Annotated in this window: 12 protein-coding genes and 4 pseudogenes; 9 read left to right on the top strand and 7 right to left on the bottom strand. The window is 36.9% G+C overall.

Annotated features, from left to right (window positions below; genetic code table 11):
• Positions 1–112 precede the first annotated feature (112 nt).
• Both JQC92_RS01830 and JQC92_RS01835 read right to left on the bottom strand, forming a co-directional pair.
• Positions 113–388, bottom strand: a complete 276-nt coding sequence (locus JQC92_RS01830; protein ID WP_204998047.1) for a universal stress protein — start codon at positions 386–388, stop codon at positions 113–115.
• 122 nt (positions 389–510) lie between these two features.
• Positions 511–1,821, bottom strand: coding sequence for a Na+/H+ antiporter NhaC family protein (locus JQC92_RS01835; protein ID WP_204998048.1), 1,311 nt, complete (start codon positions 1,819–1,821; stop codon positions 511–513).
• A 363-nt stretch (positions 1,822–2,184) separates the two neighbouring features.
• Here JQC92_RS01835 and JQC92_RS23120 point away from each other — a divergent pair.
• The 3 genes and pseudogenes from JQC92_RS23120 to JQC92_RS01845 form a co-directional block, all read left to right on the top strand.
• A pseudogene (locus JQC92_RS23120) lies at positions 2,185–2,286 on the top strand (IS982 family transposase); the annotation flags it as partial.
• Positions 2,287–2,400: pseudogene (locus tag JQC92_RS23125) on the top strand (ISAs1-like element ISSba1 family transposase); the annotation flags it as partial.
• A gap of 528 nt (positions 2,401–2,928) precedes the next feature.
• On the top strand, positions 2,929–3,078 hold the full coding sequence (locus tag JQC92_RS01845; RefSeq protein WP_204998050.1) for a hypothetical protein: 150 nt from the start codon (positions 2,929–2,931) through the stop codon (positions 3,076–3,078).
• A gap of 40 nt (positions 3,079–3,118) precedes the next feature.
• On the opposite strand, the gene JQC92_RS01850 is transcribed toward JQC92_RS01845, so the two are convergent.
• The 5 genes and pseudogenes from JQC92_RS01850 to JQC92_RS01865 all read right to left on the bottom strand — a co-directional run bounded on the left by JQC92_RS01850 (position 3,119) and on the right by JQC92_RS01865 (position 5,631).
• Positions 3,119–3,622: a hypothetical protein gene (locus tag JQC92_RS01850; protein ID WP_204998051.1), complete on the bottom strand. Its 504-nt coding sequence runs from the start codon at positions 3,620–3,622 to the stop codon at positions 3,119–3,121.
• Positions 3,623–3,771: 149 nt separating this feature from the next.
• A pseudogene (locus JQC92_RS23020) lies at positions 3,772–3,984 on the bottom strand (secretion protein EspA); the annotation flags it as partial.
• A 351-nt stretch (positions 3,985–4,335) separates the two neighbouring features.
• Positions 4,336–4,980, bottom strand: a pseudogene (locus tag JQC92_RS23025) (hypothetical protein); the annotation flags it as partial.
• 112 nt (positions 4,981–5,092) lie between these two features.
• Positions 5,093–5,182, bottom strand: coding sequence for a hypothetical protein (locus JQC92_RS23130; RefSeq protein ID WP_420851286.1), 90 nt, complete (start codon positions 5,180–5,182; stop codon positions 5,093–5,095).
• A 26-nt stretch (positions 5,183–5,208) separates the two neighbouring features.
• Complete coding sequence (locus JQC92_RS01865) at positions 5,209–5,631, bottom strand: hypothetical protein (RefSeq protein WP_204998053.1); 423 nt, start codon at positions 5,629–5,631, stop codon at positions 5,209–5,211.
• 340 nt (positions 5,632–5,971) lie between these two features.
• Here JQC92_RS01865 and mpl point away from each other — a divergent pair, with 340 nt between their 5' ends.
• The 6 genes from mpl to JQC92_RS01895 all read left to right on the top strand — a co-directional run bounded on the left by mpl (position 5,972) and on the right by JQC92_RS01895 (position 11,193).
• Positions 5,972–7,354 (top strand): UDP-N-acetylmuramate:L-alanyl-gamma-D-glutamyl-meso-diaminopimelate ligase, encoded by a 1,383-nt coding sequence (mpl, locus tag JQC92_RS01870; protein ID WP_204998054.1) that lies wholly within the window; start codon positions 5,972–5,974, stop codon positions 7,352–7,354.
• On the top strand, positions 7,351–7,977 hold the full coding sequence (locus JQC92_RS01875) for a flavin prenyltransferase UbiX (protein WP_204998055.1): 627 nt from the start codon (positions 7,351–7,353) through the stop codon (positions 7,975–7,977). Before mpl ends, JQC92_RS01875 begins: the two co-directional genes overlap by 4 nt.
• A 24-nt stretch (positions 7,978–8,001) precedes the next feature.
• Positions 8,002–8,532, top strand: coding sequence for a hypoxanthine phosphoribosyltransferase (gene hpt, locus JQC92_RS01880; protein WP_204998056.1), 531 nt, complete (start codon positions 8,002–8,004; stop codon positions 8,530–8,532).
• A gap of 64 nt (positions 8,533–8,596) precedes the next feature.
• A complete protein-coding gene (locus tag JQC92_RS01885) occupies positions 8,597–9,523 on the top strand; it encodes an ABC transporter ATP-binding protein (RefSeq protein ID WP_204998057.1) in 927 nt (308 codons plus the stop codon).
• Positions 9,520–10,290: an ABC transporter permease gene (locus JQC92_RS01890; protein ID WP_204998058.1), complete on the top strand. Its 771-nt coding sequence runs from the start codon at positions 9,520–9,522 to the stop codon at positions 10,288–10,290. The genes JQC92_RS01885 and JQC92_RS01890 overlap by 4 nt, the downstream gene beginning before the upstream one ends.
• Before the next feature lie 435 nt (positions 10,291–10,725).
• The gene (locus JQC92_RS01895; protein ID WP_204998059.1) at positions 10,726–11,193 is read left to right on the top strand and encodes a hypothetical protein; all 468 of its coding nucleotides are present in this window, start codon (positions 10,726–10,728) and stop codon (positions 11,191–11,193) included.
• Positions 11,194–11,229: the final 36 nt, after the last annotated feature.

Genomic DNA, 11,229 nt, shown 5'->3' on the forward strand with positions numbered 1-11,229 from the left:
ATAGCAGGTTGGGAAACGATTTGGGAAGGTTGGGATACCCTTCAATCTTATGTCGTTGGATATAGGATGGCGAAAGAAATGCTAGCTGACGGAGAAATGCACTAAGATCTGATCAAGAGACAGCTTCAGTACAGATGACATCATAAGGTTTACCCACTTTAAGAATTTTATTTTTTTTTAAAATATTAAATTCTGACGTCAGCTTTTCGAGCTTTGGGATTGCTTCGTCCTTCAGTACTTTCTGATAATCCTTTGGTAAAAAAGTGTAGGGAAGCACGTTTATTACGATTAAGCGACTATCGAATTTCTCTGCAATTTTAATTGCTTTAGATAGTACATGCTTTCCTTCGTCAGATGACTCTATTGCGCATAATATTGTTTTATACATTGTTATTTCCTATCACTTATTCCATGTGATTGAACCTCGCTTACAATAAATGGTTCGTAAGCAAGGCTCATAGTCGAGCGTTAAAACAACTATAAAACGACTTTGACAGCAAACTCAATTGTTTATTTTCTGATCGCAATTATTATGACGGAAACTACCGCTAATACCATACAGTACCAAGCATGTAATCCAGCAGATAATGGGCTGATGCTAAAAATGGATCCAATCAATAGAGCTTGTGCTCCGAAAGGCAGTATGCCCTGAACAATACAAGCAAAAATATCAAGAAGACTGGCCGAGCGTTTAGGGCAAATGTCGTGCTTTTCAGCTAAGCCTTTTGCAATGTCGCCAGTGACGACTATCGCAACAGTATTATTCGCAATACAGCTATTCGTTAGTGCCACCATTAACGCAATACATAACTCAACAAGCTTTGGTGATTTATCAGTCTTTTTACTTGATAACCTTTTTACGAAAGATTCAATCTTATGATTGATAAATGCGATACCACCTTGTTGTTGAATTAAGGCCGCTAATCCACCTACTAGCATAGATAAGAAGAAGATCTCTTGCATATTCCCAAAGCCAGCATAAATATCTTTACTGAATTGGAGTACGGTGTAATCGCTTGTCGTAAATCCCGTTATACCTGCAAATAGAATTCCTACGGTAAGTACAACAAAAACATTTAAGCCAGAAATTGCCAGTATTAAGATGGTTAAGTAGGGTATGACTTTAAATACATCGTAGTCTTTTGGTTGAAGGTCGACTTGTCCTTGAGATTGCAGTGAAAAGAGGATCAGTGTGATTAACGCTGCTGGGAGTGCAAAAATGAGATTTTCTTTAAATTTATCTTTCATTTCACAACCTTGAGTACGAGTTGCAGCAATGGTTGTATCTGAAATAATGGATAAGTTGTCACCAAATAATGCACCCGATATCACTGCGCCAACCATTAAGGTCGCTTCGATGTTTGTTTGCTCAACGACACCGAACGCAACAGGGGCGACTGCTGCAATGGTACCCATTGAGGTGCCCATTGCTGTTGCAATAAATGCCGATATTAGGAAAAAGCCAGGAAGTAAGAATTCTGCAGGAATGTAGGACAAACCCAGAGCAACAGTAGCGTCAACTCCACCTGTTGCTTTCGCTACAGCTGCAAAAGCGCCAGCCAGCAAGTAAATCATACACATGGTAATGATATTATTGTGTCCCACACCTTTTATAAAAATATCTATTGTTTGATTCAGTTTTTTCTTTGAAAGTAATACTCCAATAATAATGGCGGGCAAGATAGCAACAACACTGGGCAGTTGATAAAAAGCATAGTCGACATTCTGATTTTCAAAATATAGGCCGGTACCAACAAAAATGCCTATAAATATGAGCAAGGGTAATAAAGCAATAGCGGAAAAAGGTTGTTTAGAAGTCACTGAATTTCTCTTTACTTACTGTGAGATTTATTTGAAATTAACATATATTTTACATTTATATGTGTTTAATTCGTTAATTTTAATTCAGTGTAATTTTTGTTTAGACACATGTCAATCTAGACGTCTATATGGCTTTTTGTTTTGTGCTTGACCCCTCCATAACGAATAATTTTTTACGGTAAACTTGTTCATCTCTTATCAAATGTTTTGTGCGATAGATTTATTCATCTCTTCTAACATGGTTTTCCTCATTATCTTGAGTAACCTCAGTTCTGGATAAGAAAAGATAAAATGTCGGGAACAAATAGCTCGTTCTGAGATCAGATCTTTCGACCAAGAAAGAATAATTCAAAAGGAACGTGCATGTTTGATAAATTAGTTAAAACCTTCTGTGATGTCGATGATTATTGTAAGCTTTTTATCACACAATGGCATAAGACTTTGATTGAGAATGGAATGCTGAAACACATAGATATTAAAAATGCAGTTATTACCGCTGACGCCATGCACTGCCAAAAAGAAACCACAGCCTTAATATGTGAAGGAAAAGGTGATTACGTTTATCAAGTAAAAAAGAATTAGGTAAATTACTTGCTGAAATAGAAGCTTATTTTCATAAGTGCTACCGAGATACGCCAGAACTTTTAAAACAGAATTATTTTACTGAGTTAGACGGTGAGCACGGACGAATTAATGAAAGACATTATCGGCTTTTATCCATCTCCGATAGGTTTGATGAAACGGATAAATTTAAAGATAGCCATGCCGTTGTTGAAGTGACCCGGATGCGGGAAATAAAGAATAAATCAAGCCATGAAACATTTTGGCTATGTTGCATATTCCGAGCTAAGTGGATCAGCCATTCTCGTTGTTGTGATCTGATGGCTACTTTAAATGATTTGGCGATAAATACGTTATTAGGAAAAATTAGGTGCGGAATGTGGGTTTTAATTGGCTGTGGTAAGAATTTACATTCTGTATATGGTAAACATTTTCTATTACCCTGATACCTGCTGACATATCCAAGCGTTTATGAGTGAGTTCATTATCTTTACTAAATTTAATGTAAGTTTTAAACCCATCAAAGCATAATCCCGCCCTTTGCTCATGAACCGTAAAAAGGTACTCGAAGAAGCAAGAGCTAAAAAGCCAATGAGGTGGTCAGGTGAGATCCGAAACTGCGATCCCGTAGGGGATGTAATGCTAAATCCAGATAATGAAAATACAACAAAAAAAGCTACAGATAATGTAGCTTAAGTTTTAAATAAAAGGTGACACCTGTCTTGAAAAACGCCGCTTATTTCAAGCTTCCATGAGAGTAATATATCTTATTTCCATCTTGAGTGCCTACATGTATAGACTTAATAAATAAAGAAGGATCATTTCCAAGCTGTGATGTTGTGCCTATTACATCATCATAGATATATGCTGTGTGTGAATAACGATACCACATCTCATAAAAATCGGATTCTATATCTCCTTGCGCGTCAACTATATGACCTGACCAAGATAGATTTTTGTTATCCGTATAGCAAAGTACTCCGTATTTTGCATCATCATAATCAGAAGTGCTGAATTTAATATTGACTTTCTCGCCCGATTTAACAGAAACTAGCCCTGTTGGATCTGTAACATTATTATTGTTAGCGGTCGTGTCTATACAATATGTACTAATATTTTTGAAATCTAATAACACATCATCTTTTGAAGAATTGCTATAAACTAATGTGTAGTTTTCAGCTCTAACTATAGTAGAGAATAGCATTACAAATAACATCAAAAAAACATATAAACTTTTCATTTTATATATCCTTAATTTTGGCAGCTAGTGAAATAAAACATTAGTAACTTAACACAAATAATATTAGTAATGTTACTAACTAAACAGAGTGTAGTAAGTAACTCAATAATTGCAATTGTTGAGTTACTTAATACATAGAATTAAATCTTTTATCTTATATTCTGTGCGATTGATTTATTCATTTCTTCAAGCATTGTCTGCATGCTGTTAATTAGACTCACTGTTACATTATATGTCTGCATTATTTTCTGTAATTGTAACTGCGATTGAGATACATAGTCTGAAGCTCTATTTGATGTGTTTTCGAGAGCAGATTTAACGGCGTCTAGTTGTCCTTTATCAAGAGGGTATTTCTTAGGATCAATTTGTGGTTTAGAAGATGTGCTGTCACTAGAACCATCATTCGCAGTTAATATTGTTCCTTTAGAGGGGGCACCCATCCAAGGTTTACCCGTATTAGGATTATTTCCTTTTTTAGAGGTGGATTTTAGTTTACTAATATCAATTTCAACTTTTCCATTTTTGAAATCTGGATTCACTTTTTGTGGAGTGGGTACATTCCAGCTTTTGTCATAGTTATTTGCATTTGTGACATACCAATACCCATTACTGGATTTTTCAATTGTTATGTTGTATTCAAGATTTTTAGAATGAAATTTATACGTTTTATTGTCAGTGCTATTGTCTGTATCAGATTTATCAGTTTTAGTAGATTTTAGATAATCATCAATAGATTTACCATCAATTTTAACATCATTTTGTTCCATGTACTTGATAACACTATCAGGCAGAGGTTTTTTTGCTGTATCAGGATCTTTACCTTTTGAAATATCAGCAATGATTTCTTGAACTTCATTGGCCATATTTTGAGCATCACGAGATACTTTAGCTTTTTGCTGCATTTCGAGGTATTTATACTGAGCGAGATCTGAAAGCAAATTCATAAAAAGATAAAGCACAGCAATACCGCCAGAAAGAACAATATCTCCTTGTGTGGCAAGCGCATTATCAGCTTCTTTTAAATTATGTATATGATTTAGGTTTTCATCATTGATGCCATATTTATCTCTGAGGTTTCTTACACTGTTTTTTACATGGTCTTGTATTAGTTTTTGAATATCGTTGTTATTACCTTTAGCATCTGCAGACTTTCTATCATCTTCACCTTGGTGACTAGCAAGCATCTTTTCTATTTGTTCTAACAACTTTTTCAATCTTTCTTTCTCTGAAGCATGGTGGTGTGCACCAAGGTGGTTGTGTTGATGCTTATGTTTTTCATGAATGTGCTTTTCAGCTTGATCTTGCCCATCCACTTGTGGGTTAACTCTTTGTGAGCTTGTATTTACACTATCAACCATTGTCTTGTCCTCACATTAAACTTGAAACTTAAATTATCCAATTACTGTTATCGAATATTTAGAGCTATGGATTTATTGATCTCTTAAGCATTGTTTGCATTACTTTCTGTAATTATAGTTGTTTTTGTGAAACATAATCGGATGCTCGATTCGAAGCGTTCTCTAATGCCGTTTTGACGGCATCAAGCTCACCTTTATTAATTTTTCTCTAGCTTTTTACTTCATTAGTTACTGCAAAACGGGTGCTTTTTTTATCTGATTTTGAACACCCATGTAAGCCATTTGATTAGAAAATTGATGCTTATCATCAATAGTGAGCATGACCTTGCCATCTTTAAACGTTGGTGCAGAGGTTTTACTGGGTAGGTTCATTTCTCCCATCATCCCCATAGCTCCCATCATATGATTAGGATCTTTATCCTCTATATACCCTTGGCCATCCTTTGGGAATATATGAAGACTTTGCTTTCCGTCTGTTGACTTCAAAGGTAAATCAGTTGGGTTGTCACCTTTCTCATTCAAGTTAGCATCTAAGTGGTTATGATGGTGCTTATGCTTTCTATCAATTTCTTTACGATCTCTATCGGCGACCCGATCTCGAACGTTCATGTTTGGTACAGTGCTATCTGTAACTTTTGATGCACCAGTCATAATAAACCTCCTAAAACAATTTATATAAACTGAGCTTTCACTTTGCTTGATATTGATATTAAAAAGCCAGTTAATCTAGTGTTCAGTATAGGGCGATTGTCTTGGATAGATATCGAAAAAAAAATATCAGCCAACTTACCTGGTCATACCAGTAACGGTAGTGTTAACAGCTGTTAATATGAACGATGCTTATAGTTCACTTTATGGATAAGTCGTTGAAAACGATGTGTATCAGTGTGTAGGTTAAACGGTTGGTATTTAATTATGATGTCGTACCTTATTAGCGTATTGAATTTGCTTTATACTGCTTTTAATTGTGCGATTAGATTAGAGAAATAAAATGCACGTTCATATTTTAGGAATTTGTGGGACCTTCATGGGAGGGCTCGCACTTTTGGCTAGAGCGATGGGACATAAAGTGACTGGCAGCGATACAAATGTGTATCCGCCAATGAGCACCCAGCTTGAAGAACAAGGGATAGAGCTGATTCAGGGCTTTAATATCAATCAACTTACCGATGAACAAGGAAGGTATCCAGATATTGTCGTTATCGGTAATGCGATGACAAGAGGAAATGCATGTGTTGAAGAAGTGCTCAATAAAGGGATCGCTTACACCTCAGGTCCACAATTTCTATCTGATCATATTTTAGTTAATCGGTGGGTACTAGCGGTTTCAGGTACTCATGGAAAAACATCAACAGCCAGTATGTTGGCCTGGATTTTAGAAGATTGTGGTTATCAGCCTGGTTTTCTCATCGGTGGTGTTCCACAAAACTTCGGTGTGTCAGCAAGACTAGGCGAGAGCCAGTTTTTTGTTGTGGAAGCCGATGAATATGATAGTGCTTTTTTTGATAAACGCTCTAAATTTGTTCATTACCATCCAAGAACATTAGTCATTAATAACCTTGAATTTGATCATGCCGATATTTTTGACAGCCTTTACGATATTCAGAAGCAATTCCATCATCTCATTCGTACTGTACCATCAACAGGTAAAGTAATTTGGCCTGCTGAAATTGAAGCCGTGCAGCAAGTTATTGACAAAGGACTGTGGAGTGAGCAAGAACCGCATTTCACCAGCAAAAGTGAGAATGGTTGGTCTTCCAAATTGTTAACAAAAGATGGCCATAAATTTGAAGTGTGGTTTGATGGTATATTGCAAGGGATCTTGGATTGGCATTTAATTGGTAAGCATAATGTTGAAAATGCCATTAATGCCATTGCTGCTGCTCGTCATGTTGGAGTTCGTCCACATGATGCCATTGATGCTTTAGTGAAATTTGCGCCTCCGAAAAGGAGAATGGAATTATTAGCAGAGGTTAACAGTGTAAGAGTTTATGATGATTTTGCCCATCATCCGACAGCAATTAGTACAACTTTACAAGCTATTAGAGCGAATGTTGGAACGGACAAAGTCACTGTTATTCTTGAGCCTCGCTCAAATACCATGAAATCGGGTGTACATAAAGATACATTGGCCGCTTCATTAAAGTTAGCCGATCAGGTTTTCTTATATCAAGCTAAAGCGGTGAAGTGGGATTTACAAAATGCCATGAGTCAGCAGCAAATTGATGCTCATGTGAAGGGCAGTATTGATGAGCTGATTGAAGACGTTGTGATCCAAACTCAATGTAATGAACATATAGTCATTATGAGTAACGGCGGCTTTGGTGGATTACACCAAAAGTTAATTACCCAGCTAGAAATGAAATCATCATGAAACAACAAGATAATCGAAAGAGTATTAGTATTGCATGGACTGGAGCTTCAGGTGCACCTTATGGTTTGAAATTAGTGGAGTGCCTTTTGCAAGCTGATTTTCGAGTTTTTTTGATGATCAGCAGTGCGGCTAGAGTGGTGTTAGCGACTGAAGAAAACATAAAGCTCAGTGGAAATCCTGATAAATCACAACAACAACTTAGCCAGTATTTTGATAGTGAAAATGGTGAGCTCGTTGTTTTAGGCAAAGAAGATTGGTTTTCTCCGCCAGCTTCGGGAAGTGCCGCACCAAAGCAAATGGTGATTTGTCCTTGTTCAACAGGAACATTGGCCGCCGTGGCTACCGGAATGAGTAACAGCTTGCTAGAGCGTGCTGCGGATGTAGTATTAAAGGAAAGAGGGCAACTGTTACTTGTTCCTCGTGAGACACCTTTTAGCACGATTCATTTAGAGCACATGCTTTCACTAAGTAAAAACGGAGCCACAATTTTACCAGCCGCACCTGGGTTTTATCATGATCCCAAATCGATCTCAGATCTGGTAGACTTCCTCGTCGCTCGAATTCTTGATCATTTGAATGTTGAGCACACGTTAACTAAGCGCTGGGGTTATGACCCAACCTGATTGTACCTACTACAAGAGATTTTTATGAAACACACGATAGAAGTGATGATTCCTGAAGCAGAAATTGAGAAAATGCTGAATGAGCTGGCGGGTAACATCAACGAACATTATAAAGAGCATAAGCGTTTATTAATGGTGGGGTTACTTAAAGGTTCAGCCGTATTTATGGCTGATTTGTGCCGTAAAATTAAAGGCCATGTTGAAATCGACTTTATGGAAGTTTCAAGCTATGGCAGTGGCATGAAAAGCACTCGTGATGTGAAAATCTTAAAAGATTTACACTCTGACATTGCTGGTCGTGATGTGTTGATTGTAGAAGATCTTATTGATTCGGGTAATACACTGAATAAAGTACGAGATGTATTGTTGCTTAGAGATCCAAAAAGTCTCGCAATTTGCACTTTACTTGATAAGCCATCACGCAGAGAGGTTGACGTAAAAGTTGACTTTATTGGCCAGAGTATTCCTGATGAGTTTATTGTTGGGTACGGGATAGATTACGCAGAACAATACAGAAATTTACCGTATATTGCTAAAGTAATACCTTTAGAATAATTTACTCTTTTGATTTCTATCAGGCCTTGGATTATCCGAGGCTTTTTTGTCGGAGAATGATAGCTTGAAGCAACCCATCGCATTGGAAATTAACAGCCTTAAAAAGACCTATAAGGGCGGCGTTCAAGCTGTAAAAGGCATAGATTTAACCGTAGAAAGTGGTGATTTTTTTGCATTACTTGGGCCGAATGGCGCAGGTAAATCCACTACTATTGGTATTGTCAGCTCGTTGGTCCAAAAGACAGAAGGGCAAGTCAGTATTTTTGGTTTTGATATTGATAAGGAGTTGGAGCGAGCTAAGTTATCTTTAGGTTTAGTACCTCAAGAGTTTAACTTCAATCAATTTGAGACAGTACTTCAAATTGTGGTAAATCAAGCTGGTTACTATGGCGTGCCTCGTAAAGTTGCTTTGGAACGTGCTGAAACGTACTTGTCTCAGTTGGACCTTTGGGAAAAGCGTAACAGCCGCGCTCGTGAACTTTCTGGTGGTATGAAGCGTCGCTTAATGATTGCAAGGGCGCTAATTCATCAACCAAAGTTACTGATTTTAGATGAGCCGACAGCGGGAGTTGATATCGAGCTTCGTCGTTCAATGTGGGAGTTTTTAACTCGGCTCAATGAACTAGAAGGGGTAACGATTATCCTTACAACGCACTATTTAGAAGAAGCGGAAATGTTGTGTAAAAACATCGGTATTATTGATCAAGGTGAGCTTGTTGAATGTACCAGTATGAAAAAGCTTCTGAGCAAGCTGCACATGGAAACCTTTATTCTAGATATTGATGATGAGCTAATGCAAGCACCTGCATTTAATGATTTTCCGTGTCGTTTAGTTGATGAACACACACTCGAAGTGGACGTTGATAATAGCCAAAGTATCAATGAGCTATTTGTGGCAATTTCAGAACAAAAGATCAAAGTAAGTTCAATGCGAAATAAGGCCAATCGTTTAGAAGAATTGTTTGTGAGTTTAGTGGAGGGCAACAAGTGAGAGAGTTATATTGGGTTGCTTTCAAAAGCATTGTAACGAAAGAAATTAACCGTTTTACTCGTATTTGGGTACAAACCATAGTACCTCCAGCGATAACTATGACTCTGTATTTCCTTATATTTGGTAGCTTAGTTGGTAGCCGAATAGGTAGTATGGAAGGCTTCAGTTATATGGAGTTTATTGCTCCAGGTTTGATTATGATGTCAGTGATTACTAACTCATTTTCAAATGTTGCGAGTTCTTTCTATAGTGCTAAGTTTCAGAGAAACCTTGAAGAAATCATGGTGGCTCCAGTACCGCATTATGTGATGATTGCTGGTTATGTCGGTGGTGGTGTCGCTCGAGGCTTAATGGTGGGATGTATTGTCACTGCTGTTGCTCTGTTCTTTGTTGATATAAAACTGTATTCAATTCCAATTGTGGTATTGACCGTGTTATTAACATCCATTTTGTTCTCATTAGGTGGCTTAGTTAATGCTGTTTTTGCAAAAAGTTATGATGACATCAGTATTATTCCAACTTTCGTATTAACACCGCTTACTTATCTGGGTGGAGTGTTCTATTCATTATCACTTCTCCCTTCTTTCTGGAAAGATGTCGCTCAAATCAACCCTATTGTTTATATGATTAACGCTTTCCGTTATGGCTTTTTAGGTTATTCAGATATCAGTGTAGGTGTTTCAATCGGGGTGACTGTTGGCTTCTGTATAGGTCTATTTACGCTGGCTTATTATCTGATCTCTAGAGGGATTGGATTGAGAAGTTAATCACTAGAGATGAGAAAACTTCGTAGGTAGCTATTGTTATAGATAGCTACCTTTTTTATTTTAGGGTAAAAACAATGTCTAATGCCTTGTAAAATCATATAGAGTTCAATAGATTAACTTAAACCTAAAAACTCAATTGAACGCTAAATTACTTTTTAAGCTTATGAAAGTAAGCAAATAATCTAATTTAATGCTATCGCTTATTGGGTGAATATCTCTACGCTCACAAGCTGGCTAAAATAATTGTTTGCTGCGTTAGAACATTGCAAATAGAACAACTACTTGCTGCACATTCTGTCTTGCTACCAACAATTTTTTCTGCGCTTGAGAACGTATCCAACTGAGTTTTTTAGGTTAAATCAGCAGGGAGACCAGTTGTTAAATAAAGCATCACAAGTTTTATTTACATACATTTTTTGAACATTAAGGATTGATATGAAGTTAAATTTACCCATATTGAGTTTATTTGTTGTGATGGTATTTGGGTGTAATTCTGAAACTGAAATGAAGCCTAAAACTCAATTTAAAAAGAGTGAGCATTCATTGGCTTCCTCAAAGAAGTTAGTCCCAGATAAGAGGGGTTTTACTTTCCGTATGAACCGTTCAATCTTTACTTCTGAGTCTCAGAAATTAATGCAAGGAGTAAGATTATTCGACCTTTCAACCAAAGAGTATTGCAGAGTAAAAGGCGATATTGTATTTGTCTCAAATGCCAGTATTGAAGAGTTAAAAAGCTTTGGGCAACAAATAGAGCGAGTCACTAAAAATACTTGGCGCTTAAATTATATGAAAGGCGAAGACTTATACTCTGAGTACAAAAAGTTAGAAAAAAGTCCGTTAATTTCTTTGATTGAAATATCTCTTATATACGAGCCCATAGCAAAACCAGAAGTTACAATGTGAAAAAGTGTTATAAAAAAGCCGGCATAATTACCGGCT

It is taken from the genome of Parashewanella hymeniacidonis (assembly GCF_016900895.1).
Classification (GTDB): domain Bacteria; phylum Pseudomonadota; class Gammaproteobacteria; order Enterobacterales; family Shewanellaceae; genus Parashewanella; species Parashewanella hymeniacidonis.

Excerpts from the sequence above, each read along its gene's own strand:
- JQC92_RS01830 (WP_204998047.1), bottom strand. The coding sequence starts at position 388 with ATGTATAAAACAATATTATGCGCAATAGAGTCATCTGACGAAGGAAAG.
- JQC92_RS01845 (WP_204998050.1), top strand. The coding sequence starts at position 2,929 with ATGAACCGTAAAAAGGTACTCGAAGAAGCAAGAGCTAAAAAGCCAATG.
- JQC92_RS01850 (WP_204998051.1), bottom strand. The coding sequence starts at position 3,622 with ATGAAAAGTTTATATGTTTTTTTGATGTTATTTGTAATGCTATTCTCT.
- JQC92_RS01865 (WP_204998053.1), bottom strand. The coding sequence starts at position 5,631 with ATGACTGGTGCATCAAAAGTTACAGATAGCACTGTACCAAACATGAAC.
- mpl (WP_204998054.1), top strand. The coding sequence starts at position 5,972 with ATGCACGTTCATATTTTAGGAATTTGTGGGACCTTCATGGGAGGGCTC.
- JQC92_RS01875 (WP_204998055.1), top strand. The coding sequence starts at position 7,351 with ATGAAACAACAAGATAATCGAAAGAGTATTAGTATTGCATGGACTGGA.
- hpt (WP_204998056.1), top strand. The coding sequence starts at position 8,002 with ATGAAACACACGATAGAAGTGATGATTCCTGAAGCAGAAATTGAGAAA.
- JQC92_RS01895 (WP_204998059.1), top strand. The coding sequence starts at position 10,726 with ATGAAGTTAAATTTACCCATATTGAGTTTATTTGTTGTGATGGTATTT.